The 26,315-nt window shown below is 62.9% G+C and carries 18 protein-coding genes; 10 read left to right on the forward strand and 8 right to left on the reverse strand.

The window, feature by feature from the left end; all coding sequences use genetic code 11:
- Positions 1-40: 40 nt before the first annotated feature.
- From A9K68_RS26230 to A9K68_RS26255, 6 genes are all read left to right on the forward strand, one after another.
- A complete protein-coding gene (locus A9K68_RS26230) occupies positions 41-1,294 on the forward strand; it encodes a sarcosine oxidase subunit beta family protein (RefSeq protein ID WP_065008334.1) in 1,254 nt (417 codons plus the stop codon).
- A 16-nt stretch (positions 1,295-1,310) separates the two neighbouring features.
- On the forward strand, positions 1,311-1,586 hold the full coding sequence (locus A9K68_RS26235; protein WP_065008335.1) for a sarcosine oxidase subunit delta: 276 nt from the start codon (positions 1,311-1,313) through the stop codon (positions 1,584-1,586).
- Positions 1,586-4,570 (forward strand): sarcosine oxidase subunit alpha, encoded by a 2,985-nt coding sequence (locus A9K68_RS26240; RefSeq protein ID WP_065008336.1) that lies wholly within the window; start codon positions 1,586-1,588, stop codon positions 4,568-4,570. Before A9K68_RS26235 ends, A9K68_RS26240 begins: the two co-directional genes overlap by 1 nt.
- Positions 4,563-5,192, forward strand: a complete 630-nt coding sequence (locus A9K68_RS26245) for a sarcosine oxidase subunit gamma family protein (RefSeq protein WP_065008408.1) — start codon at positions 4,563-4,565, stop codon at positions 5,190-5,192. The genes A9K68_RS26240 and A9K68_RS26245 overlap by 8 nt, the downstream gene beginning before the upstream one ends.
- Before the next feature lie 125 nt (positions 5,193-5,317).
- Positions 5,318-7,687, forward strand: coding sequence for an aminomethyltransferase family protein (locus tag A9K68_RS26250; protein ID WP_065008337.1), 2,370 nt, complete (start codon positions 5,318-5,320; stop codon positions 7,685-7,687).
- A 365-nt stretch (positions 7,688-8,052) separates the two neighbouring features.
- Positions 8,053-9,762 carry an APC family permease gene (locus A9K68_RS26255; RefSeq protein ID WP_065008409.1) on the forward strand — a complete coding sequence of 570 codons (1,710 nt, stop codon included), beginning with the start codon at positions 8,053-8,055 and terminating at the stop codon, positions 9,760-9,762.
- A 165-nt stretch (positions 9,763-9,927) separates the two neighbouring features.
- Here the strand turns inward: A9K68_RS26255 and A9K68_RS26260 are convergent, their stop codons facing one another.
- From A9K68_RS26260 to A9K68_RS26275, 4 genes are all read right to left on the reverse strand, one after another.
- Positions 9,928-11,421, reverse strand: a complete 1,494-nt coding sequence (locus A9K68_RS26260) for an aldehyde dehydrogenase family protein (protein ID WP_065008338.1) — start codon at positions 11,419-11,421, stop codon at positions 9,928-9,930.
- 67 nt (positions 11,422-11,488) lie between these two features.
- Positions 11,489-14,635 carry an efflux RND transporter permease subunit gene (locus tag A9K68_RS26265; RefSeq protein ID WP_065008339.1) on the reverse strand — a complete coding sequence of 1,049 codons (3,147 nt, stop codon included), beginning with the start codon at positions 14,633-14,635 and terminating at the stop codon, positions 11,489-11,491.
- Positions 14,636-14,883: 248 nt separating this feature from the next.
- A complete protein-coding gene (locus tag A9K68_RS26270; RefSeq protein WP_163603074.1) occupies positions 14,884-16,044 on the reverse strand; it encodes an efflux RND transporter periplasmic adaptor subunit in 1,161 nt (386 codons plus the stop codon).
- Positions 16,045-16,097: 53 nt separating this feature from the next.
- A complete protein-coding gene (locus A9K68_RS26275) occupies positions 16,098-16,715 on the reverse strand; it encodes a TetR family transcriptional regulator (RefSeq protein ID WP_065008340.1) in 618 nt (205 codons plus the stop codon).
- Between the two features lie 275 nt (positions 16,716-16,990).
- On the opposite strand from A9K68_RS26275, the gene A9K68_RS26280 reads away from it, so the two are divergent.
- Entirely contained in the window at positions 16,991-17,344 is a 354-nt protein-coding gene (locus tag A9K68_RS26280) for a VOC family protein (RefSeq protein WP_065008341.1), read from the forward strand.
- A gap of 186 nt (positions 17,345-17,530) precedes the next feature.
- Positions 17,531-18,424, forward strand: a complete 894-nt coding sequence (locus A9K68_RS26285; RefSeq protein WP_065008342.1) for a PhzF family phenazine biosynthesis protein — start codon at positions 17,531-17,533, stop codon at positions 18,422-18,424.
- Positions 18,425-18,547: 123 nt separating this feature from the next.
- Here A9K68_RS26285 and A9K68_RS26290 read toward each other — a convergent pair whose 3' ends face one another.
- On the reverse strand, positions 18,548-19,003 hold the full coding sequence (locus A9K68_RS26290; RefSeq protein ID WP_065008343.1) for a DUF417 family protein: 456 nt from the start codon (positions 19,001-19,003) through the stop codon (positions 18,548-18,550).
- 159 nt (positions 19,004-19,162) lie between these two features.
- Complete coding sequence (locus A9K68_RS26295) at positions 19,163-20,800, reverse strand: acyl-CoA synthetase (protein WP_065008344.1); 1,638 nt, start codon at positions 20,798-20,800, stop codon at positions 19,163-19,165.
- Between the two features lie 192 nt (positions 20,801-20,992).
- Here A9K68_RS26295 and A9K68_RS26300 point away from each other — a divergent pair, with 192 nt between their 5' ends.
- Both A9K68_RS26300 and A9K68_RS26305 read left to right on the forward strand, forming a co-directional pair.
- On the forward strand, positions 20,993-21,958 hold the full coding sequence (locus A9K68_RS26300; protein WP_065008411.1) for a sugar-binding transcriptional regulator: 966 nt from the start codon (positions 20,993-20,995) through the stop codon (positions 21,956-21,958).
- 87 nt (positions 21,959-22,045) lie between these two features.
- A complete protein-coding gene (locus A9K68_RS26305) occupies positions 22,046-24,100 on the forward strand; it encodes a bifunctional aldolase/short-chain dehydrogenase (protein ID WP_065008345.1) in 2,055 nt (684 codons plus the stop codon).
- 66 nt (positions 24,101-24,166) lie between these two features.
- On the opposite strand, the gene A9K68_RS26310 is transcribed toward A9K68_RS26305, so the two are convergent.
- Positions 24,167-25,222 carry a substrate-binding domain-containing protein gene (locus tag A9K68_RS26310; RefSeq protein ID WP_065008346.1) on the reverse strand — a complete coding sequence of 352 codons (1,056 nt, stop codon included), beginning with the start codon at positions 25,220-25,222 and terminating at the stop codon, positions 24,167-24,169.
- A 60-nt stretch (positions 25,223-25,282) separates the two neighbouring features.
- Positions 25,283-26,278 carry an ABC transporter permease gene (locus A9K68_RS26315; RefSeq protein WP_065008347.1) on the reverse strand — a complete coding sequence of 332 codons (996 nt, stop codon included), beginning with the start codon at positions 26,276-26,278 and terminating at the stop codon, positions 25,283-25,285.
- Between the last annotated feature and the right edge of the window lie 37 nt (positions 26,279-26,315).

Genomic DNA, 26,315 nt, shown 5'->3' on the forward strand with positions numbered 1-26,315 from the left:
GAAAGGTGCTGCGTGGCGCGAGCGATCTCGGAATAGATTTATGAAATACTCGATCTTCTCCCTCGCCCGCGCCGCGTTTTCCGGTCACAAGACCTGGCAGCGCACCTGGCGCGACGCCAGCCCGAAGGATCACTACGACGTGGTGATCATCGGCGGTGGCGGCCACGGCCTGGCGACGGCGTGGTTCCTGGCCAGCGAGTATGGCATCAGGAATGTCGCCGTGCTGGAAAAAGGCTGGATCGGCTCCGGTAATGCCGGCCGCAACACCACCATCATCCGCTCCAATTACGGGCTGCCCGGCAACACCGGCTTCTACGAACTGTCGATGAAGCTGTGGGAGCGCATGGAGCAGGATCTCAACTACAACACGATGGTCAGCCAGCGCGGCGTCATCAACCTCTACCACTCCGATGCGCAGCGCGACGCCTATGCGCGGCGCGGCAACACGATGCGCATCAACGGCATCGACGCCGAGCTGCTCGACCTGGCGGCGGTCAAGAAGATGATGCCGTTCCTGAACTTCGACAATGCACGCTTTCCCGTGCAAGGCGGGCTGCTGCAGCGGCGCGGCGGCACGGCGCGCCACGACGCGGTGGTCTGGGGCTACGCCCATGCGGCGAGCGCGCTCGGCGTCGACATCATCCAGAATTGCGAGGTGACAGGTTTTTCGCGCGACGCCAACGGCAAAGTGACCGGCGTCGAGACTTCGCGCGGCACAATCGGCGCCGGCAAGGTCGGCATGGCCGTCGCCGGCAGTTCGTCGCGTGTCGCGGCGATGGCGGGCCTGCGCCTGCCGATCGAAAGCCATGTGCTGCAGGCCTTCGTCTCCGAGGCGATCAAGCCGCTGCTCCCCAACGTCATGACCTTCGGCGCCGGCCATTTCTATGTCAGCCAGTCCGACAAGGGCGGGCTGGTCTTCGGCGGCGACATAGATGGCTACAATTCCTATGCCCAGCGCGGCAACATGCCGGTCATGGAAGACGTCTGCGAGGGCGGCATGGCGTTGATGCCGATGATCGGCCGCGTGCGCCTCTTGCGCCAGTGGGGCGGCATCATGGACATGTCGATGGACGGCTCGCCGATCATCGACAAGACGCCGGTGGAAGGGCTCTATCTCAATGCCGGCTGGTGCTATGGCGGCTTCAAGGCGACGCCCGGCTCCGGCCTCGTCTTTGCCCATCTTCTGGCCCGCGACGAACTGCACACAGAAGCGGCGCGGTTCCGCCTCGACCGGTTCCGGCGGGGTGCTGTGATCGATGAAAAGGGCGTCGGCGCCCAACCGAACCTGCACTGAGGACGGTCCAAAAAGCATGCGTATTGTCTGTCCCTTCTGCGGCGAACGCGAACTCGGCGAGTTCAGCTATCTCGGCGACGCCAAGCCGGTGCGTCCGGCAGCCGGCGCCCCGGAGGATGACGTGTTCGACTATGTCTACCTGCGCGACAACATTGCCGGTGCGATAAGCGAACATTGGTACCATGCTGGCGGCTGCCGGGCCTGGCTGAAGATCACCCGCAACACGCTGACACACCAGATTTCCTCGGTCGAGCCGGCGGCGGGCGCAGGCGCTGCAAAGGTTGGCGCCTGATGGTTAGTCACGCGCAGACGCACCGGCTGGAGAGCGGAGGCCTCATCGACCGCTCGGCGCCGCTGAACTTTCGCTTCGACGGCAAAACCTTTGCCGGCTTCCAGGGCGACACCCTTGCCTCGGCGCTGATCGCCAATGGCGTCAAGCTGGTCGGCCGCTCGTTTAAATACCACCGGCCGCGCGGCATCCTGACATCAGGCTCGGAAGAACCCAACGCGCTGGTCGAGCTGCGCACGGGCGCGCGGCGCGAGCCGAACACCAAGGCGACCACGGCAGAACTTTATGACGGTCTGGAAGCGGCCAGCCAGAACTGCTGGCCGTCGCTGCGCCACGACCTGATGGCGGTGAACCAGCTGTTCTCGCCGATCTTCGTCGCCGGCTTCTACTACAAGACCTTCATGTGGCCGGCGAAGTTCTGGGAAGCGATCTACGAGCCGGCGATCCGCCGCGCCGCAGGGCTTGGACGCGCGCCGGGCGTCGCCGATCCCGACCATTACGACAAGGCCTGGGCGCATTGCGACGTGCTGATCGCCGGCTCCGGCCCGGCCGGGCTGGCGGCAGCACTTGCCGCCGGTCGCAGCGGTGCCCGCGTCATCCTGTGCGAGGAAGATTTTGCGCTTGGCGGCCGCCTGCTTGCCGACGGCGGCACGATCGACGGCATGCCGGCGGCCGAATGGACTTCCCGCACCCTGGCCGAACTCGCCACGCTGCCCGATGTTCGCATCATGAACCGCACGACGCTGTTTGGCGTCTATGATGGCGGCACCTATGGCGCGATCGAACGGGTCAACGATCATCTGCTCTCGCCACCCGAACACCAGGTGCGCCAGCGGCTGTGGCGGATCGTGGCCAAGCGCTGTGTCGTTGCCGCCGGCGCCATCGAACGGCCGATCGTCTTTGCCGGCAATGACACGCCCGGCGTGATGATGGCTTCGGCGATGCGGACCTATGTCGCGCGCTATGCGGCGACCCCTGCGAAGAGGATCGCCCTGTTCACCAACAATGAGGATGGCTGGCGCACAGTCGAGACGGCGCTCAGTGCCGGATTGCAGATCGCGGCCGTCGTCGATGCTCGCCCAGACGTGTCCGCCGCGCATCGCGCGCTTGCCGCCAAAGCCGGCTTTCCCGTGCTGAACGGTTCGGTCGCCAGTGTCGAAGGCGGCAAGGACGGTGTCAGGAAAATCTCGATATCGCTGACCGGCGGCGCACGCGCGGAAGTCGAAGCCGACGGACTTGCCGTTTCCGGCGGCTGGAACCCGGCGGTCGGGCTGACGTCCTACCATCGCGGCCGGCCGAAATGGCAGGACGATATATCAGCCTTCGTGCCGGACGGCGCCCCTCCGGGCATGGTGGCCGCCGGTGCTGCCAACGGCGCCTTCGGCCTCGGCGCATGCCTGAGCCAAGGGTTTGCCGCCGGTGCGGCAGCGGCACACAGTGCCGGACACGACGGCAATGCCGGCACGCCGCCAGTCGCCGACGACGAGGCTTTTTCGCTGGCTCCGCTCTGGCATGTCGCAGGCAAAGGCAAAGCCTTTGTCGACTACCAGCATGATGTCACCGCTTCGGACATCGAACTGGCGCAGCGCGAAGGCTTTGAATCGGTCGAGCATCTCAAGCGCTATACGACGCTCGGCATGGCCACCGACCAAGGCAAGACCTCGAACGTCGCCGGCCTCGCCATCCTGGCGGCGGTATCAGGCAAATCCATTCCCGAGACCGGCACGACGATCTACCGTCCGCCCTATGTGCCGGTCGCCATCGGCGCCTTTGCCGGCCATCATCGCGATGAGAACTTCCATGCGACAAGGCTGACGCCATCGCATCACTGGGCAGCAGAACAGGGCGCGGTGTTCGTCGACACCGGCCTGTGGAAGCGCGCGCAATGGTATCCGCGCGCCGGCGAGAAGGACTGGCTGGAATCGGTCACCCGCGAGGTCAAGGCGGTGCGCTCTGGCGTCGGCTTCTGCGACGTCTCGACGCTTGGCAAGATCGACGTGCACGGACCGGATGCCGGCGCCTTCCTCGACCGCGTCTACATCAACACCTTCTCCAATCTTGCGGTGGGAAAAGCGCGCTACGGGCTGATGCTGCGGGAGGACGGCATGGTCTATGACGACGGCACCACGTCGCGGCTGGCCGAGGACCATTATTTTCTGACCACCACCACCGCCAAAGCAGGGCCGGTGATGCAGCATCTCGAATTCTGCCGGCAGGTGCTGTTTCCTCAACTCGACGTGCAGCTGACATCCGTCTCCGACCAGTGGGCGCAATTCTCGATCGCCGGGCCGAAGACCCGGGACCTGCTTCGAGAAATGATCGATCCAGCCGAGGATTTGTCGAATGAGGCGTTCCCGTTCATGGGGGCGCGGGAAGTAGCGCTTCGCGGCGGCATCAAGGCACGGCTGTTCCGCATCTCGTTCTCCGGCGAGATGGCGTTCGAGATTTCCGTTCCCGCCCGCTACGGCGACGCGCTAGTGCGCAATCTGATGCTGGCCGGCAAACAATTCGGCGTGACGCCTTATGGCACCGAGGCGCTCGGCGTCATGCGCATTGAAAAGGGCCATGTCGCCGGACCGGAGCTGAACGGCACGACGACGGCCGCCGACCTCGGTCTTGGCAAGATGATGTCGACCAAGAAGGATTTTATCGGCCGCGTCATGGCCGGGCGCGAGGCGCTGGCGGCAGCGGATCGGCAGGTTGTGGTTGGCATCAGGCCGACCGACAAGACGCGCCGCCTGCGCTCCGGCGCACATATCATTCCGAAGGGCGAGATACCAGGTTTCGCCAACGATCAGGGCTATGTCACGTCGGTCTGCTTCTCGCCGACGCTCGACCAGTGGATTGGGCTGGCGCTTGTCGAGCGCGGGCGCGAGCGGATCGGCGAGATCGTCCATGCGCATGACCCGCTCCGCGGCGAGGATTACGATGTCGAGCTGTGCAATCCCGTCTTTTACGATCCGGATGGAGGGCGCCAGCGTGGCTGAATTTTCGTGGCTTCCCCGCAGTCCGCTGGAACGCGCGCTTGTTGCGGGCGCTTATAGCGAGCGCGAGGTCGCGCCGGGCATTTTCCTCACTGAAGTTCGCAATTTCGAGTTGATCCAGGTGATGGCGCGGCGCGGCAAAGGGGCGGAACTGGCGAGCGCCACCACAGCCCGTTTCGGCTTGGCGGCTCCGGATGTGCCGAAGGCGGTCAGCGCTTCGGACGTGATGCTCATCTGGTCGGGACCGGATCAGTTCCTCGTCTTATCGAAGGGCGGTAAGTACACGATAAACACATTGAGCCAGGTGTTTTCGCAATCCGCCTCGCTGTCGGACCAGTCGCATGCGCGCGCCTGGATCAGCGTCTCGGGAGCCAAGGCGCGCACCATGCTGGCGAAATTGTCGTCGATCGATCTGCACCCGACGGCGTTTCCGATCGGCGCCGCTGCCGCGACGTCGATCGACCATACCAGCGTCAATCTCTGGCGCGGCCATGACGGGCCGGATGGGCAGGCGGTGTTCAATCTTCTGGTGTTTGCAACCTTCGCCGAAAGCTTGTGGCACACAATGCTCGACGCGGCCGCCGAATACGGCGTCGACATCAGGCATTCCGAGGAATTCGCGTAAAGTTTCATCCGCGTGTCTGCGGCCGGCACGAAGCCTCACCTTGCCAAATACGGCCTTGCCGCCTATTCTTGCCGCTAAAATAATTTCACGTACAGGCAAACTTGTTTCTCGAAACTGGGGTTGAGATGAGCCAGTCGCCCTACCCCGCCGTCGCCGCCGGACCGCCCCGGCCGAGCCTGATCCTGCGGCCCGGCCAGATGGCGCTGCCGGCTGGCATGGAGCGCTATTTTGTTCACGGCAATGGCGCGGTGCTTATCGACGTCGAGGCCGGCGACACGATCAGCGTGCGCAATGTCGAAGGCGGGCAGGCCTGCGAGCTGCTCGCATGGGACAAGACCGGCGCGACCGATGCCGGCATTTTCGGCGAGAAATCGAACAGCAATGCCGCCGGCATCAAGGCGCTGCTGGCCGATGGCGACGACAGCCTCGCTTCCTTGCGCCGGGGGCTGGAGCGACGCCAGGTGCAGCTGGACCAGGCAAAGACGGTTCGCGTTTTCGGTGGCGCCACCCCTGCCGGCACCGAACAGAGTTTTACCGTAGCCCGCAATGGCTCGATGCTCATCGCCGCCCCGGGTGGTCCTATGCTGGTCGACGGCCATGACACGGCGACGCCGCTCAGCATCATTGTGCGGCGCGCCACCATTCGCCCGGCGGCGAAGTCGCAGCTTGGGGACCCGCTGGCCGATCCAGTGCTCGACTTGCGCGTCCATTCGGCGACCGCCGAATCCTACTTCGTCAAAGCTGGCGACTATTTGCAGATCATCGATGTCGACGGGCGCCAATGCACGGACTTCCAGTGCTTTTCGGCGCGCAAGCTCGACAAGGGACGCGACCATCCGCTCGACGTGACGACCACCCGCACGCTGATGGGTTCGAGCTACCCGATGCCCGGCCTGCACTCAAAATATTACGACCAGGACATGGAGCCGCTGGTCGAGGTCGTGCAGGACACTTGCGGTCGGCATGATGCGTTCGCGCTCGCTTGCGCTGCCAAATATTACGACGACATCGGCTATCCCGGTCACCCCAACTGCTCGGAGAATTTCAACCGTGCGCTGTCGGACAAGGGTGTAAATCCTCGCGCCGGCTGGATGGCGATCAACTTCTTCTTCAACACGGCGATCGACGCGCATGGCGTCATGGTTTCCGACGAGCCGTGGTCGCGGCCGGGCGACTATGTGCTGCTGCGCGCCTTGACCGACATCGTCTGCGTCTCGTCCGCCTGCCCCGACGACACGACGCCGGCCAATGGCTGGAACCTGACCGACATCCATGTGAGGACCTATTCCGGCCAGCACAAATTCTCGCGAGCGATCGCCAGACGCATGACGCCCGATTCGGAACCGAAAATGACCCGCGAGACATCATTTCATTCGAGCTTTGCCAGGCACACCCGCAACTTCGTCGAGTACAGGGGGTATTGGCTGGCCAACGCCTTCGCCAAGGAGGGGCCGATCGCCGAATACTGGGCCTGCCGGCAGGACGCGGTGATCATGGACCTTTCGCCGCTGCGCAAATTCGAGGTCACCGGCCCCGATTCGGAAGCGCTGCTGCAATACACGCTGACCCGCGACGTAAAAAAACTCGGCATCGGCCAGGTGGTCTATTCCGCCATGTGCTACGAGCATGGCGGCATGATCGACGACGGCACGCTGCTCAGGCTCGGCAAGGATAATTTCCGCTGGGTCGGCGGAGACGATCTTTCCGGCGAATGGCTACGCGACACCGCGACGAAACTCGGCCTCAACGTGCTGGTGCGTTCGTCGACGGACCAGATGCACAATGTCGCCGTGCAAGGACCGAAGAGCCGCGACATCCTGAAGGAGATCATCTGGACTTCGCCGCTGCAGCCGTCGATCGAGGAGCTCGAATGGTTCCGTTTCGCCGTCGCCCGGATCGGCGGCGGCAACGGCATTCCGGTCGTCGTTTCGCGCACCGGCTACACCGGCGAACTCGGCTACGAGATCTGGTGCCATCCGCGCGACGCCGAAAAGGCGTTCGACGTCATCTGGGAGGCCGGCCAGCCGCATGGCTTGAAGCCGATGGGATTGCAGGCGCTAGACATGGTGCGCATCGAGGCCGGTCTGATCTTTGCCGGCTACGAATTTTCCGACCAGACCGATCCGTTCGAGGCCGGCATCGGCTTCACGGTGCCGCTGATGACCAAGACCGACGATTTCATCGGGCGCGAGGCGCTGATCCGGCGCAAGGAAAACCCGCAGAGGAAGCTGGTCGGCCTCGACATCGGCGCCAATGTCGCGGTTGGGCATGGCGATTGCGTCCATGTCGGCCGCGCCCAGATCGGCGAAATCACTTCGAGCATGCGTTCGCCGGTGCTGAACAAGACCATCGCGCTGGCCAGGCTCGACGTCACCCATGCCGCGATCGGCACCGAGGTCGAGATCGGGAAGCTCGACGGCCACAGCAAGCGGCTGCCGGCGCGCGTCGTGCCCTTCGCCCACTATGATCCGCAAAAGAGCAGACCGCGCTCCTGACGGCGGCATCCCTTGCCTTCTCCCCCTGTGGGTGAAGGTGGATCGGCGCGCAGCGCCGAGACGGAAGAGGGGTGCTGGACGGAGTGCTGTCGGTGCCAAGCTGGATCACCCCTCATCCGACCTCGCTTCGCGAGGCCACCTTCTCCCACAATAAGGGGAGAAGGTAAGAGCGTGTTCCGCAACTGCGATGTGCACAGCTTCACAAAACGCTTGACGTGAAAGCATGACGGATCGATCTTCACTGCCAAGAAAAAAATACTACTGAGCGGAAACCGCCTGAGCTCATTTCAACGCGTGCGTCGGTGACGCATCGCGAGGTGTCGGCTGTCGCCGATGGGAAGATCAAAAATGGGGAATCCACGTATATGAGCACAATAGTCTCTGCCCTGGTGCCGCCTGCCGAAGGGCAGCTGCACCGCAATATCGATTGGCGCGGCGCCTTCTGGGTGGCGAGCGGCGTTCCCGCCCTTGTCCTGTTTTCGATCGGCGGCATTGCCGGCACGACCGGCAAGCTGGCCTTCCTGATCTGGACGGTGTCCATGATCATGGGCTTCCTGCAATCCTTCACCTATGCCGAGATCGCCGGCCTGTTTCCGAACAAGTCCGGCGGCGCTTCGATCTATGGCGCCACCGCCTGGCTGCGTTATTCCAAGTTCATCGCGCCGCTGTCGGTGTGGTGCAACTGGTTCGCCTGGTCGCCGGTGCTGTCGCTCGGCTGCTCGATCGCCGCCGCCTATATCCTCAACGCGCTGGCGCCGGTGCCGCTGTTTACCGACGCCTCGCCGGAAGTCGCCGCCTATATCGCGGCTAATACTGGGGCGAGTGCCGCCGATGCCATCACGGCGGTGACCGCGGCCGCCACACCGGCGATCCGCAACTGGACGCTCTACGGGCACACGCTGGGTCCGGTCTCCTTCACCTTCAACGCCACCTTCTTCATCGGCGCCGTGCTGATGCTGATCATCTTCTCCATCCAGCATCGCGGCATCCTGGGCACGGCAAACGTGCAGAAATATATCGGCCTGTTCGTCATCATTCCGATGCTGATCGTCGGCGTCGTGCCGATCGTCACCGGCCAGATCGACTGGGCGAATTTTTCGCCGCTGGTGCCGCTGGCGGCCGCCTACGCGCCGGAGCCCGGGGCGTGGAACATTGCCGGCTGGACGCTCGTTCTCGGCGGCATGTTCATTGCCGCCTGGTCGACCTACGGTTTCGAGACTGCCGTCTGCTACACGTCCGAGTTCAAGAATCCCGGCACCGACACCTTCAAGGCGATCTTCTATTCCGGCCTGCTATGCATGCTGCTGTTCATCCTCGTGCCGTTCACCTTCCAGGGCGTGCTCGGCTTGAATGGCATGCTGGCGACCCCGATCGTCGACGGCTCCGGCGTTGCCGACGCACTGGCCGGCATGGTCGGCGGCGGACAGCTGATCCATAGCCTTCTGGTGATGCTGATGATCCTGGCCCTGGTGCTGTGCATCATGACGGCGATGGCGGGGTCCTCGCGTACGCTCTATCAGGGCTCAGTCGACGGCTGGCTGCCGCGCTATCTCAGCCATGTCAACGAACACGGCGCCCCGACCCGCGCCATGTGGACCGACCTGATCTTCAACCTGGCCGTGCTGGCCATCGCTTCGGCCGACGCGACCAGCTTCTTCTTCATCCTCGCCGTGTCGAATTGCGGTTACATCATCTTCAACTTCCTCAACCTCAATGCCGGCTGGATCCATCGCATCGACAACGGCCATATCGCGCGGCCGTGGAAGGCACCGAGCTGGCTGCTCGGCCTCGGCGCCATCCTTGCCTATGTCAACATGATCTTCATGGGCGCCGGTGCAAAGGTCTGGAACCCGATGGCACTGTGGGCAGGGCTGATCACGGCTGGCCTCATCATCCCGGTGTTCTGCTTCCGGCATTACATTCAGGACAAGGGCAAATTCCCCGACCACATGCTGGTTGATCTCGGCATGACCTCATCCGATCTCGCCGTCAGAAAGGCGGGCATCCTGCCCTACCTGACGCTGATCGCCGGCGTCGTGGTGATGCTGCTCGCCAACTGGCTGTTCGTCATCTGACCTCCGCCTCAAAGATTGAGCGCGCGATGCGCGCTCGATCCCCTTGCACGTTTGTTCTTTCTTTGTTCGGCAGTTATGCTAGTGATTTAGCTGTAGTGCCGATTGGCACCGATAACCCGCCGCCGAGGCGGGTTTTTTCGTTTCATGCCATATCCCGCGTGAGACTCAATCGATCTTGATGAACACGCCCTTGGTGTTGAGATACTCGTCGAGGTGCTCGGCACCGCCCTCGCGGCCGTAGCCGCTCATCTTGTAGCCGCCGAAAGGCATGGCCGGATCGATGGCGTGATAGGTGTTCACCCAGACCGAGCCGGCGCGGATTTTCCTGGAAAGCTGGTGGGCGGTGGCGAGATTTTGGGTGAACACCCCTGCGGCAAGACCGTAGGGCGTGTTGTTGGCTCGCTCGACCGCCTCGTCGAGCGTATCGAACGGCAATGCCGAGATGACCGGCCCGAAGATTTCCTCGCGCGCGATCCTCATGTCGTCCGAGACACCGGCAAAAACCGTCGGCGCGACGAAATTGCCGGCGGCCAGCGCACCCTCCATAAGGCGTTCACCGCCGGTGACGAGGGTCGCGCCCTCCGCCGTGCCGGCCTCGAGATACGAGGCGACCCGTTGCAGCTGTTTTTCGGAGACGAGCGGGCCGATCTCGGTCGCCGGGTCGATGCCGTCGCCGATCCTGAGGCCCTTGGCATAGACCGCCAGGCGCTCGACGAACTCGTCATGGATGGAGCGTTCGACGAACAGGCGCGAGCCGGCGATGCAGATCTGGCCGGAATTGGCGAACACCGACATCGCCGCGACCGGCACCGCCCTGTCGAGATCGGCGTCGGCGCAGACGATGACCGGCGACTTGCCGCCAAGCTCCAGCGAGACGCGTTTGAGGTTGCCGGCCGAGGCGCGGACGATCGATTGGCCCGTTGCCGTCGAGCCGGTGAAGACGATCTTGTCGACGCCCATATGCTCGGAAAGAGCGGCACCTGCCTCCGCACCGGTGCCGGTTACGATGTTGACGACGCCTGGCGGAACGCCGGCCTCGTTCATGATGTCGGCGATCAGAAGCGGCGTCAGCGGCGCCTCTTCCGAAGGTTTCAGCACCACGGTGCAGCCCGCGGCAAGCGCTGGCCCGATCTTCCAGATCGAAGCGGCCGTCGGTGCGTTCCAGGGGATAATGGCGCCGACGACGCCGACCGGCTCCTTGCACGTGAAGGAGACGATTTCGCCCTGCAGCGAGTTCTCAATCGTCTCGCCATGCAGGGACGTCGCCATGCCGGCGTAGTAGCGCAGCATACCGATGACGCGGTTGCGGTTGGCACGGGTACGCACGATCGGCATGCCCATGTCGGTCGTGTCCGAGCGACTGATCTCCTCCCAGTGCTTTTCGAAGAGGTCGGCGATCCTGAGGAGCAGCACTTGTCGCTCGTAAGGCTTATACCGGCTCCACGGCCCGTCGAAGGCCCGGCGCGCCGCGGCCACCGCCAGCTCGATATCATCGCGGTCGCCGCGCGGCACCGTGGCAATGACCGCGCCGGCGGCTGGATTGCGGGTCTCCACGGTGCGGCCCGAGCGGGCGTCGACCCAGGCGCCATCGACGAACATCTGACGGTGGCGTCCGTCGATCGGCTGGCGCAGCGCCACCGGTGTCTGAGCTACGGTCATGACGTCCTCCTCCAGAGCTCTGCCGGTGGGCGGATTTAACCCCTGGACGTCACATCTGCCAACAGCTCTATTCGGCGGCCAGAGCCAGTGGCGGCCTGTCGTCGTTTTCTGCCAGCTCCGGCTCGGCCGCCTGCTCCGCATCCTCGGCCTTCTTGCGCTCCCTGCCGAAGAACAAGGCATAGCCTGCCGGAAGGACGAGGATGGTGAGCACGGTGGCAACGAGGATGCCGCCCATCATGGCATAGGCGAGCGGACCCCAGAAGACGCCGCGCGAGATCGGGATCAGCGCCAGGACCGCCGTCAGCGCGGTCAGCATGATCGGCCGGAAACGGCGGACCGCCGAGCCGATGATGGCCTCCGAGCGCTCCATGCCGGCCGCTATATCCTGGTCGATCTGGTCGACCAGAATGATCGAGTTGCGCATGATGATGCCAAGCAGGGCGATCACGCCGAGGATGGCGACAAAGCCGAACGGCGCGCCACTGATCAAAAGTGCCGCCGCAGCTCCGATGATGCCGAGCGGACCGGTCGCCAGCACCAGTATCGCCTTGCCGAAATGCTGCAATTGGATCATCAGCAGCACGACGATGACGGCCAGCATGATTGGAGCTTTCGCAGCAATGGAGGCCTGGCTTTCGGCCGAATCCTCGGCGCCGCCCTGAATCTCGATGTTGTAGCCGGGCGCCAGACCGTCGCGCAGGCCTTGCATCTCGCTGTACATCTTCATGACGACATCGTTCGACTGCACGCCATCCGGCAACGTGGCACGCACGCTGATGGTCGGCAGGCGGTCGCGCCGCCACTCGACGCCTTGCTCCAGCACCGGGACGACCTTGGCGACCTGCGACAGCGGCACGAAGCCACCGAAATCCGTCGGGACAGAGACCGAGTCGACCGCCGACAGCAGGTGACGGCTTGCTTCCGGTTCGCGGGCGACGATCGAAACGGTCTCCTCGCCGTCGCGGAAATCATCGAGCGGCGCGCCCGACATGGTTGCCTGCAGCATCTGGCGGATGCGCTGCGAGGTGACGCCGAGCGCACGGACGCGATCCTGGTCGATCACCAGCTTCATCTCCGGCACCGGCTCCAGCCAGTCGTCGTGGACGGCGCCGAGCAGCGGATTTGCCTGGAACTTCGCCTTCACCTCGTCGGCGATGCGGCGCACCTCCTGGCGATCCGGACCCATGACGCGCATCTGCACCGGCCAGCCCGTGGGCGGCCCAAGGAACAGGCGGTCAACCTTGGCGCGAACCGACGGGAAATCCTCGGCCAGAATGGTGCGCAGCTTGACGATCAGCCGCTCGCGGGCCGGTTCGTCATTGGCCATCACCAGAAGCTGGGCGAAGTTCGGATTGCGAAGCTGCTGGTCGAGCGGCAGGAAGAAGCGCGGCGCGCCCTCACCGATATAGGTGGCGATGAAGCGCTTGTCCTTGTCGTCCATCATCCTGGTTTCGAGCGCCTTGGCCTGCGTCTCGACTTCCTTGATGCTGGTGCCTTCCGGCAGCCAGAGGTCGACAAGGATTTCCGGACGCGATGACTGCGGAAAGAAATTCTGCGGGATAAACTGGAACGCCCACAGGCTGGTGACGAAGGTCACCAGCGTCATGACCAGCACGATGATGCGGTGGCGCACGGACCAGCTGACGGTGGCGCGAAGCCGGCGGTAAAAGCGTGTGTCGAAGACATCGTGATGGCTGCCGGCGTGTTTTCGCTGCTTGAGGATCATGTGACCAAGCCACGGCGTGAAGTAGACCGCCACGAACCAGGAGACGACCAGCGCGATGCCGACAACGTAGAACAGCGAGCGCACATATTCACCGGCCGTCGAAGCCGCGAAGCCGACCGGGATGAAGCCCGCGGTGGTGATCAGCGTGCCGCTCAGCATCGGGAAGGCCGTCGAGGTATAGGCGAAGCTCGCCGCCTCGATTTTGACCAGTCCTTCCTCCAGCTTGCGCTCCATCATTTCGACGACGATCATCGCGTCGTCGACGAGCAGACCGAGCGCGATGATCAGCGCGCCGAGCGAAATGCGCTGCAGATCGATGCCGATCTCGTACATGATGGCGAAGGTGGCGGCCAAAACGAGCGGAATGGTGATCGCGATCACCAGGCCCGAACGCCAGCCGATCGTCAAGAACGAGACGACAAGCACGATCAGCAGCGCCTCGCCAAGCGCCTTCATGAACTCGCTCACCGCTTCCCGCACGACTTCCGGCTGGTCGGCGATCTGATCGACCGAAACGCCGTAGGGCAACGCTTCTTCGAAGCGGTGATAGGTCGCCTCGACCTCCTTGCCGACATCGGTGACGTTGAAGCCCTTGGCCATGACGACGCCGACCTGGACACTGTCGTGGCCGTTGAAGCGGTATTTGCGCTGATAGGGGTCTTCGAGGCCTGTGGTCACGGTTGCGATGTCGCCGAGGCGCGTCACCTGGTTGCCGGCGCGCAGGCGAAGTTCGCGGATGTCGGCCGCCTCCGTCACGTTGCCTTCGACCGAGATGCGCACCGAACGCTGGCCGGTATCGACCGAGCCTGCCGGATCTACATTGTTCTGGCCCTTGATCGCGTTCTGCAGATCGGTGAGCGTCAGGCCACGCTCAGCAAGCACCTTGGACGAAACGTCGATGTAGAGTTTTTCCGGCTGGTCGCCGATAATCACGGCCTTCTCGACGCCGGGCGTCGTCAGCAGCATGTCACGCGCCTGGGTGGCTAGTTTCTTCAGCTCGGGATAGCTGTAGCCGTCGCCGCTGATCGAATGCAGGGTGATGAAAGTGTCGCCGAACTCATCGTTGAAGTAGGGCCCAAGCAGCCCTTGAGGCAGCTCATTGGCGATATCGCCGACCTTCTTGCGTACCTGGTAAAACGCATCCGCGACCTGCGTAGGATTGGTGTCGCCTTCCACCTGCAAGGTAATGATGGCGCTGCCGGCGCGCGTGTAGGAACGGACGAAATCGAGATGCGGCGTTTCCTGCAGCTTGCGCTCGATCTTGTTGACGACCTGGTCCTCCATCTCCTGGATCGAGGCCCCCGGCCAGACAGCCTGGACGACCATGACGCGGAAAGTGAAGTCCGGGTCTTCCTTCTGGCCCATGCGCATCAGGCCGAGCGCACCGGCAACGATGATCAGGCCGAACAGGAACCGCGCAATGCTCGGGTGCCCGATTGCCCAGCGCGAAAGATTGAAGGGCCGCTTCTCATTGGTGTCGGTGGTCATAGCGCCAGTCCATTTGTCTGATCGTCAGCGCACGCACATGGCATGCCCACGGAGCTTCTAATGCTGGCTTCCGGGCGGCGAGGCTTTCCGAGCGGAGAGACACTCATCGCGGTGGGACGCGGGGATCGATGTGGGGGGTTACATCGACTTGACGTCTCGACAATCGGGCACCTGCCGCCCGGAAACCATGAACCGCTTGACCTCGCGGCTTGCGCCGATGCGAGGAAAAGCCGTTTTATTCTTGGCCGTCAGCGCACGCGCTTGGCGGCGTCGCCATCGTCGTCCGCCGATGCGGACTGCTGCACCGCATCGCCGGTCAGCTTGACCTTCAGATTCTCGGTCATGAATTGCGTGCCCGCCGCAACGACGACGTCGCCGGGGTTCAATCCTTCGGCAACATGCACGCCGTCGGCGGTGAATTCGGCTACCTTGATCGGACGCGCATGGACGGTCTCGCCGTTGCGGTCCACGGTCCAGACGATCTGCTGGCCTTCCTTTTGCGCCAGCGCGCTCAACGGGATCGATACGCTCTGCGGGCTGTTGTTGGCCGCCGAAGCCTCGATGTTCGCGGTCATGCCGAGAAGCACGCGCGGATCGTTGGGCAGGCTGACGCGAACGGCAAAGGTACGCGACTGCTGATCGGCGCTGCCGGCGACTTCACGGACCTTGCCGTCGAGCGTCAGCGCATCGTCGGACCAGAAGCTTGCCTTGACGTTCTTGCCCGGCTTGAACTGGGCGATATCCATTTCCGGAACGGCGATCAGCACTTCCTTTTCGCCATCGACGGCAACGGTCACAACCGGCGTGCCGGAGCCGACCACCTGACCGACATCGGCGGTGACTGATGTGACGATGCCGTTCCTGTCCGCCTTGAGGTCGGTGTAGAGGACCTGGTTCTTCGCCTGGTCAAGCGATGAGCGCGCGGAATTCCGAGTGGCGACCGCCTGATCGTAGCTGAGCGTCGCCTGTTCGAGTTGCGATTTCGACGCGAAGGTCCTGGCAAACAGCTGTTCGGCACGACGGCGGGCAAGGCCCGTTGTCTCGACCTGCCGCTCGGCGGCCTCGAGGCTGGCTTCGGCACTCTTGACCGAAAGCTCGTAGTCGGCCGGATCGATGCGGGCCAGAACGTCGCCCGGCTTCACGCGCTGACCGATGTCGACCAGGCGCTCGGTGATCTTGCCGTTGATACGGAACCCGAGGTTCATCTCGGTGCGGGCGCGCACCGATCCGGAGTAGGAGAGCTCACGGGTATCGTTTGCCTTGGCGATCTCGACGACCTTGACCGGCCGGACGATGTCCTTGACTTCCACTTTTTCTTGCGAGCAACCGGCGAGCCCAAGCGCCGCGACGACGACCAGTGCCGGTCCAATAACCGGCAGCCTGTTCATGATGGATTTGGACAAAGGCACTTGCGTACTCCCGAACTGGAGATGGGTTGTGGACGCCCTGCGGACGCCGCCGGTCATTTCTTCAAAGCCCTGATGGCAAACTCGATAAGCTCGTCCGGCATCGCCCGATTCTTCTTGGCAAGGCACTGGGCGACCATTTGGGGGTGACAGAGGGTAATGATAGCGGCGCCGAAACACCGCGAAGCGACTTCCGGGTCCTGGTCGGGAAACTCGCCTGCTGCGATTCCCTCGCGGATCACCTCCTCCACCAAGCCGCGGATCCTGTCGATATGCTTCTCGATGACATGCCAATCGCGTTCGATGGCAACGACCACCATTTCGTGCACCTTCTCCTGGTCGAGCATGGTGTCGCGGGTCCACTGATAATGCGTTTGCACGTAGCGGCGAAGCCTTTCGCTGGCCGTTCCGGGACTATGGCAGGCGTCGTAGGTCAGTTGGTAGCAGGTAGCGAGCATACGGCCGCAAACGGCTTGGTGGATCTCAACCTTGGAGGCGAAGAAACGGTAAATGTTCGCCGTCGACATGCCGAGTTCACGCGCTATGTCGGCGACATTGGTTTTGCCGTAGCCGTAGTGGCGGAACAGTCGCTCTGCGCAATCGAGGATGCGCGCGACATTCTCCTGCCGGACCAGGTCGGCCGTCGTGGCGAGGGTATCAAGGGTATCATTCATCGTGTTTCAATTAGCTAAATTACGAGTGACGAATTTTGAATTTCGTCACTCGTAATTCGAAATCACCCGCCTGTCAACTGCGACATTATCCGTCTTGGGCGACTGGTGACATCTGTTGACACAACTTGGGCGTGAACAGCGTTAATGAAGCCTGCTGCGGGCCGTGCACGGGCCACCCGCCAGGCTCAGGTGATCGGGCGCCTTATTTTATTCAAGACGTGCTCCGTGGCGCGCAGCAATGCGTTATCATCCAAGCCGCGGAAAGGAGAGTTGGGATGACCGTGCTGCGCATCGTCTCGAATATTGCAACAGACAGCATTCCGGATGTTCGGAAGTTCTATTCCGACCTATTCGGCCTCGATGTTGTCATGGATCACGGGTGGCTCGTCACGCTGGCGTCCCGGGAAACAACCATTCCCCAGATCAGCATCGCCAGCGAGGGTGGCTCAGGGACCCCCGTACCCGATCTGTCGATCGAGGTCGACAATGTCGACGAGGTATATCTTCGCGCAAACGAGATCGGTTGCAGAGTGGTCTATGATTTGACCGACGAACCGTGGGGCGTAAGACGTTTCTTCATTGCCGATCCGACCGGCAAGCTGCTCAACGTGCTCTCGCATCTTCGCTAAAGCGCGCCGCATTTGACCGACCTCACGCGAGGCGCTTTAGGTCGTTGTTTTGTGCACGTCGTTATCGCAAAACCGCTGCACACTTTTGCGCGACATGCATTAGGATTGTTCTGCAATTCGGGACATTGACCACCTTCCAAACATTAGCCGAATAACGGAAACGGGCGGCGGTCACCGGAGGAAACCATGAGCAGAACAATTCCATTTCATTTCGTCGATGTCTTCGCGGTGGCGCCGCTGACGGGCAATTCACTTGCGGTTGTGGACGGCGGTGGCGAGTTGGCGCTCGAGCTCATGCAGAACATTGCACGTGAGTTCAACCAGTCCGAGACCACATTTGTCCTGCCGGCGACCCGGGCGGACGCCGATTGGAAAATGCGCTCTTTCACGCCGAAAGGCGTAGAGGTTTTCGGTGCAGGCGGCCACAACACGCTAGGGGCTTGGTGGTGGCTCGCTGCGGCGGGGCGGCTCGAGCTGGCCGATGGCCCAACATGGTTTCACCAACAGATCGGCGACTTGGTGTACCCATTGGCCATCTGGCAAAGCCAGGGGAAACTCGAAAAGATCATTATGCGGCAAGAAGCCCCAGTGGCCGGCCGGCAGCTCTCAAACCTTGGCGCTCTTGCCACGGCACTCGGGCTTAATGCTGAAGAAATAGCGGACGTTGTGCCCTGCCAGGTGGTCTCGACTGGTGCTGCCCATCTCCTGGTGCCAATCCGCGATCGCGAAGCCGTCGACCGGATTTGGCCTGATGCCAAACAGCTTTTCGACCTGCTCAAGGAGGTCGGCGGGGAAGGCTGCTATGTCTTCTCACTCGATCCGCTACAGCCCGGAACCACAGCGTATGCACGCTTTTTCAACCCGACTGTCGGCATTTCCGAGGATCCGGCAACCGGTACGGCGGCTGGTCCGCTCGCCGCACATCTCGTTGCACACAGTCTTGCACAGCCCGGCGTAATCAAGGTCGAGCAAGGCACTACTCTCGGACGTACCAGCATCATTGAGGTAGTTGTAGATGCCGGCTCAGTGAGCGTTTCCGGACGCGGCATCGTGGTGGCGAGCGGGGCTTTTTCGATCTAGTCGAATGTGTAGTCCGGTGGCCGCGGCGAACCTGTGCCCGTCCCACAAGTTCGCAGTAGCCCGCCATTTGGCGCGGCTATGCGGATGACGTGATTCTGCCACTCGCCTTCGACTTGGATCCGCTTAGGTAGCCGGTCTGTTCAGTCTGTTCAGGCTTTCGCCCAGTATGACAAGCGCGATGCCGAGCAGCGCAATGTCCTTGATCAGGAACTGACCGGCGGGACCGAGCGCGGGAAAGCCGAGCGCAGGCTCCCAGATCGGCAGGGCAACCATGATGGAACAGGTGACCAGGAAAATCAGCGCGGCCAATGCCCCACCGGCCACACCGGCGCGCGTCGACCAGGGAGAGGCAATCAGCAGAAGCGCGGTCGCGATCTCGACGACGCCAAGCACATAAGAGGCACCAGCTTCACCGAATACCGGATACATCCAGGCGAGCCAAGGCGTGCCGCCGATCAGCGGCCTCAACGCCTCGATCTCAACAGCCGTGAACTTCATCCCACCGATCATGAGAAGCGGTAGTATGACCCCGATCAGGGCGAGGATCCGCCCCGCTTTGCTGACCGCGGTGTTCTCCATCGGAATGCTCCTCCTGCTAGATCTTCTTCTGTCGGCTTGGTTTTGTATCGAGGACGATCGGAAGGCACTCGATCCGACACTGAGGGATCTTTTTGCTCCGTTCATGTTGGCTTATCTGGGCCAACAATGATCTGACACGGATTATGGGTCCTGACCTGCCTACCCCTTGGCCATCTCCCTCAGCCTGAACTTCTGGATCTTGCCGGTCGAGGTCTTCGGGATTTCGGCGAAGATCACCGCTTTGGGCACCTTGAAGCGGGCGAGCAGCGCGCGGCAGTGATCGATGATCTCGGCTTCGGTCGCCGTCCTGCCCGGCTTCAGCTCCACATAGGCGACCGGCACCTCGCCCCATTTGTCGTCGGGCCTGGCAACGACGCCGCAGGATGCGACGGCAGGATGCTTGTAGAGCGCCTCCTCGACCTCGATCGAGGAGATGTTCTCGCCGCCGGAAATGATGATGTCCTTGGAGCGGTCCTTGAGTTGGATATAGCCGTCGGGATGCCTGACGCCGAGGTCGCCCGAGTGGAACCAGCCGCCGGCAAAGGCCTCGTCGCTCGCCTTGCGGTTCTTCAGATAGCCCTTCATGACGATGTTGCCGCGGAACATGACCTCGCCGATCGTCTCGCCGTCGGCCGGCGTCTCCTCCATCGTCTTGGGGTCCATCACCGTCAGATCCTCGAGCGCGGCATAGCGCACGCCTTGCCTGGCCTTCCTCGCCACCCTGAGACCCTTCTCCAGCCCATCCCACTCGCCATGCCATTCGTTGACGACGGCCGGGCCATAGGTTTCGGTAAGGCCATAGAGGTGAGTGACCGCAAAGCCCGCATCAGCCATGCCCGACAGCACCGCTTCCGGCGGCGGTGCCGCGGCCGTGCTAAAGGTGACCGTCTGCGGAAATTGCCGCTTGTCCTCGTCCCTGGCATTGATCAGCACCGACATCACGATCGGCGCGCCGCACAGATGAGTGACGCCATGATCGGCGATGGCGTCGTAGATCGGCTTCGGCCGCACCCAGCGCAGGCAGACATGGGTGCCGGCCTGCACGGCCAGCGTCCACGGAAAGCACCAGCCATTGCAGTGGAACATCGGCAGCGTCCACAGATACACCGCATGCTTGCCCATGCCGGCATGGATGGTGTTGGCGTAGGCCATCAGTGCCGCACCGCGATGGTGATAGACGACGCCCTTCGGATTGCCTGTGGTACCGGACGTGTAGTTGAGCGAGATCGCGTCCCATTCGTCGTCGGGCATCGACCAGGCGAAATCCTCGTCGCCGCCCGCGACGAAGTTCTCGTAGTCGAGCGTGCCGATCCGCTGGCCCTTGGGATATGGGGCGTCGGCGGCGTATTCGGGATCGTCGTAGTCGATGACCAGCGGTTCTACCTTAGCCAGCGCCAGCGCCTCGCTGACGACATTTGCGAATTCGCGATCGACCACAAGCACCTTGGTTTCGGCATGGTCGAGCTGGAAGGCGATGACCGCGGCGTCAAGGCGGGTGTTGAGCGAATGCAGTACCGCCTTGGTCATCGGCACGCCGAAATGCGCTTCCAACATCGGCGGCGTGTTGGACAACATCACGGTGACGGTGTCGCCCTTGCCGACGCCGCGCCTCTGCAGCGCCGAGGCAAGCTTCAGCGACCGCCGCCAGAAATCACGATAGGTCGTGCGCTGGCGACCGTGGATGACGGCGACATGGTCGGGAAAGGTCTTTGCCGCCCGCTCCAGATAGCCGAGCGGCGTCAGCGGCTGGTGGTTGGCTGGATTCCTGTCGAGATCCTGTTCGTAGGGATTGCCCATCCCGTCCTCCCAATATCGTTCTCGAACCTTCTAACCACAGGCCTCGGACCCGTCACCATCAACGATGCCACGATAGAGCGCATTTGGCACAATGATGATCTGGATTCCGCGAGCGAAAGAGTATCGTTTACCCCCCCCCGCTCGATTTGACTTTTGTCGAGAGCCATGAATAATGTCAGCGAGGAGATGGGCATGGCGATCCGACCGGCAGAACAGCTTATCCACAAGGCCGCCTGGCTCTACTATGCCCATGGGCTGCGTCAGGACCAGGTGGCCAGCCAGCTCAAGATTTCCCGAGCCTCGGTCGCCATGTATCTGCGCAAGGCGCGCGAGACCGGCATCGTCAACATCTCGACCTCAACCCAGCTTTTCACCGACGATGTCATGGCGCGCAAGCTCGAAGACGCATTGAAGCTCGATGCCGTCTGGATCGCGCCGGAAAACGGCCATGTCGCCGATCCGTCGACCGACATCGCGGTGCTGGCGGCCAGCGTCTTTCTCGAACTGATCAAGAAGGGCGACCGCATCGGCGTCGCGTGGGGAAGGACCGTCTATACGATCGCCGACATCATGTCCTATGCCGATCTGCAGGATGTCACGGTGGTGCAGCTCTGCGGCAATCTGGGAGCCCCCTATTCCTACCGGCCCGACCAATGCACCATGGAAATCGCACGCCGGCTCAACGCCAAGGGGCTCAATTTCTACGCACCGCTGGTGCTGACGACAGAGGAACTGGCACGCGGCCTACGCGCCGAGCCGGTGATCCGCGACCAGTTGTCGGGCATCAGTGCGTGCAACCTGGCGCTTTACTCGGTCGGCACCGTCGACGCCGATAGCCATGTTGTCAAATGCGGCGCGCTGACTGCGAGCGAAATGGAGGTGCTGCGCCGTGCCGGGGCCGCCGGCGTCATCGCCGGGCAGATCATCGACGGGCAAGGCAAAGCGCTCGACTGCAGCTACAACCGGCGGATCATTTCGGCGGAGCTGTCATCGCTGCGCAAGATTGAAAAACGCCTGGTGGTGGTGCAGGAAGACAACAAATTCGAGCCGCTGGTGGCGGCGATCGCAGGTGGGCTGTGCACGCATCTGGTGGTCGGCGCCCGGATGGCGCGACGGCTGCTCGACCATGCCGGACCGGCGGCGGAGAAGGTCGCCTAGATACGCAAAACGCCGGCGCGGGCGCATTGTCATCAAAGCGTCGCGGCGTTCCCGTTCACAAACAAAGAGAAATCGGACGAAGCGAACATGAAGAACCTGTGGAATGACGGTGACGCGGAGAAGCTGGTTGCCGACTATGCAACAAAGGGCGTTGCCCGCGACCTGGCGCTGCGCGTCTATACGACCAGGCTTCTGGGCGGCGAACCGCGGCTTGTCCTGCATGGCGGCGGCAACACATCCTGCAAGACAAAGGCCACCGACCTCGTCGGCGACGAATGGGACGTGCTCTGCGTCAAGGGCAGCGGCTGGGACATGGGCGTCATCGAGCCGCAGGGCCTGCCGGCGGTCAAGCTCGGCGCCCTGCTCAAGGCGCGGTCGCTCAAGAAACTCTCCGACGAGGATATGGTCGCCCTGCAGCGGGTGAACCTCATCGACCCGTCTTCGCCAAACCCCTCGGTCGAGACGCTGCTACACGCCTTCCTGCCGCATAAATTCGTCGACCATACGCACTCGACCGCAGTTCTGGCCATCGTCGATCAGGATGATAGCGAGGCACTGAGCAAGAAAGTCTTCGGCAACAAGATGGGGTTCGTGCCTTACATCATGCCGGGCTTCGACCTGGCGAAGGCGGCGGCCGATGTCTTTGACGCCGACCCGACGGTCGAGGGCCTGATCCTCGACAAGCATGGCATTTTCACGTTCGGCGACGATGCCAAACAGGCCTACGACCGGATGATCCACTATGTGAACGCCGCCGAGGAGTTCATCGCCAGCCACGGCAAGCCGCTTGCCGAAAAAACCGCCTTGCCGGCCAGGCTGGCCAAGCCTGCGGACATTGCGCCGATGCTGCGCGGCGCGGTGGCGGTAGCGCGCGGCGAAGCCCGCTTCGACCGCATGATCAGCGATTTCCGCACCTCGGACGCGATCGTGGATTTCATCAATTCGGCTAGGATTGCCGATTATGCCGGGCGCGGCGTATCGACGCCCGACCTGTCGATCCGCATCAAGACCGGGCCGATGGCGCTGCCGGCGCCCGACGCGGACAAGATCGGCGACTACAAATCCGTCATCCGCCAACATGTCGAGAAATTCGCCAGGGACTATCGCGCCTACTTCGAAACCAACGACGCGCTCGATGATGTGAAGCGCACGATGCTCGACCAGATGCCGCGGCTGACGCTGGTGCCCGGCCTCGGCATGGTCGGCCATGGCCGCACGCTTAAGGATGCGAAGATTGCCTCCGACGTCGGTGAAATGTGGATCGAGGCGGTGCGCGGGGCCGAAGCGGTCGGCGATTTCCGCCCGCTGTCCAAAGCCGACCTGTTCCCGCTCGAATACTGGTCGCTGGAACAGGCCAAGCTCGCCTCCAACAAGCCGAAGCCGCTGACCGGGCAGGTTGTGCTGGTCACCGGCGGCGCCGGCGCAATCGGCGCCGCCACGGCAAAGCTGTTCGCCGACAACGGCGCCCATGCCGTCGTCGTCGATCTCGATGCGTCAAGGGCGGCGGAAGCGGCGAAGAAAGCCGGCAACAGTTCGATCGGCATCGGCGCCGACATCACCGATCCGGCGCAGATGCGCGCGGCATTCGACAAGGCGGTGGCCGTCTTCGGCGGCCTCGACATTCTCGTCTCGAATGCGGGGGCTGCCTGGGAAGGCCGGATCGGCGAACTCGACGACGCGACTTTGCGCAAGAGCTTCGAGCTGAATTTCTTCGCCCACCACTCAGCGGCGCAGAACGCGGTGCGGATCATGCTCGAACAGGGCACCGGCGGCGTGCTCCTTTTCAACACCTCCAAGCAGGCGATCAATCCGGGTCCGAAGTTCGGCGCCTATGGCATCCCGAAGGCGGCGACGCTGTTCCTGTGCAGGCAGTATGCCCTCGACTATGGCGCCCATGGCATCCGCTCGAATGCCGTCAACGCCGATCGCATCCGTTCCGGATTGCTTACCGACGCCATGATCGCCAGCCGTTCGGGCGCGCGCGGCGTGTCGGAAAAGGAATATATGGCGGGCAATCTGCTTGGTCAGGAAGTGACGGCCGAAGACGTGGCCCAGGCTTTCCTGCATCAGGCGCTGGCCGAGCGGACCACCGCCAGTGTGACGACGGTCGACGGCGGCAACATCGCTGCGGCGATGCGGTAGGAAGAACAGTCCAGACGCAAAAGAGCGGCCCGCAAGCCGCTCTTTCCTTTTGCCTGCGATAAAAAGCTACTTGGCGTTCGGGTTCGGCATCCAGGCCGGCATCGCGACATCGGCATGGGCGAACTGCGGCAGCTTGGCCGAAAGGTCTTCCATGTTCTTGATGTCCTTGTCGATCAGATCCTTCTGGGTGATCAGCGTCGGCGGCACGATGACGTTGTGGCCGGGGTCTTCGCCGGCCAAAAGCTGCGCCAGGGCGCGCACCGAAACCTGGCCGACGACGGCCGGATTGGTGGCGGCGGTTGCAGCCCAGGCGCTGTCGGGCTCGCGCATCGCGGCGATGTCGGAGGTCGAGATATCGGCCGAATAGATCTTGATGTCCTTGTTGAACCCCGCCTCGTCGACTGCGATCTTCACGCCCTTGGCGAATTCATCATAGGGCGCGAACATCACCTTGATGTCGGGGTTGGCCGACAACACCGAGCGGGCCTGGTTGGCGACGGAATTGGCGATCGGATTGTCGAGCGTACCGAACATCGCCGCCTCGTTGATCCCCGCATATTTCTTCTTGAAGTCAACCCAGGTCTCGTTGCGGCGGTCGAGCGGCGCGATGCCGGCGACATAGACATAGCCGGCCTTCCAGCTCTCGCCATTGTCCTTGATCGCCTGTTCGAGCGCGAGGCGTGCGAGGTCGCGGTCGGACTGTTCGATCTGCGGGATCTTGGGGTTTTCGACGTTGACGTCGAACGCTACGACCTTAATGCCGGCGTCGACCGCGCGCTGAGCGGCTTCCTTCATGGATTCCGTCAAGCCGTGCTGGATGATGATGCCCTGGACGCCAAGCGCGATGGCCTGGTCGACCATGTCTGCCTGGAGGGCGGCGTCCTGACGGCTGTCAAGGACGCGCAGATCGACGCCGAGCGCCTTGGCCTGTGCTTCGACACCGGACAGATAGGCCTGGAAGAAGTCACCGGTCGAGAGATAGCGGACCAGCGCGATCTTGACGGCGCCGGGCTTGTCGAACGGCGCCGGCCTGTCCTGCGCCATCGCCGGGACCTGCATCAGCAGCGCGGCGCCGGCAAGCCCGAGTGCTGCCTTCCCCAAAAGTCTTCTCGTGATCTTCATGTTGTCTCCTCCACTTGTTGAACTGAAATTTCAGCCGGTCAAATCCTATCCGTCGAAACCCTACCGCTTGCCCCTGCCGGAAAGGGCGAAGGTGAAGACAAGGGCAACCACAAGAACCACGCCCTTGATGAAATCCTGCGTGTAGTAGGGCGCGTTCATCATCGTCAGGCCCTGCAGCAGCACGCCGACAAACACCGCACCGACGGCCGTGCCGAAGGCGTTCGGCTTGGCGGCCCCGAGAACCGCATAGCCGATGAGCGCCGCGGCGACAGCGTCGAGCAGGAGATTATTACCCGAGGCGATGTCGCCGCGTCCAAGCCGGGCAGCGAGCAAAATGCCGCCGATCGAGGCAAAAACCCCTGAAATAACGTAGGCCCAGATTTTGTATGCCTTGACAGGCGCGCCGGCGAGTTCGGCAGCCCGTTCGTTGCTGCCGACCGCATACATCATGCGGCCGAAACGGGTGTATTCGAGAAAAAACCAGATCAGCACCGCAAGCACGAGCAAGACGACTACCGAAACCGGGATGAGGTTGGGGATGAAGAAATCGAAGCGGTGGCGGCCAAGCGCCAGGAAACCAGCGCCGAACGTGCCGTTGGCGACCGCGCCATCGGGCATCGTCATGCCGGTGGCGATCGAGCGGCCCTCGGTCGGAATGCGCTGCAGGCCGACGAGCAGGAACATCATGCCGAGCGTCGCCAGAAGGTCCGGTACGCGCATATAGACGATCAGCCAGCCATTGATGAGGCCGACAACGGCACCGATCAAAAGACAGGCGACAACCGCGACAACGGCGTTCTGCTCCAGCACCACCATGACATAGGCGGCTGCCATCATGGCGCTGGTGGCGACGGAGCCGATCGACAGGTCGAAGCCGCCGACGACCAGGGTGGCGGTGACGCCGAGCGCCAGCACGCCGGTGATGGCGACCGACTGGAAGATGAAGACGGCGCTCTGCGGCGAGACGAAGCCATCGGCGGCGATGGCGAAATATGCAATCAACCCGAACAGCAGAACGATGAAGCCATAGCGGATGGCATGGTCGCGCGCTGCCATCCTTACCAAACCCGAACCCATGCCCTCTCCATTCCAC

Origin of the sequence: Mesorhizobium sp. AA22, assembly GCF_001672375.2 — a bacterium.
Taxonomy (GTDB): domain Bacteria; phylum Pseudomonadota; class Alphaproteobacteria; order Rhizobiales; family Rhizobiaceae; genus Mesorhizobium; species Mesorhizobium wenxiniae.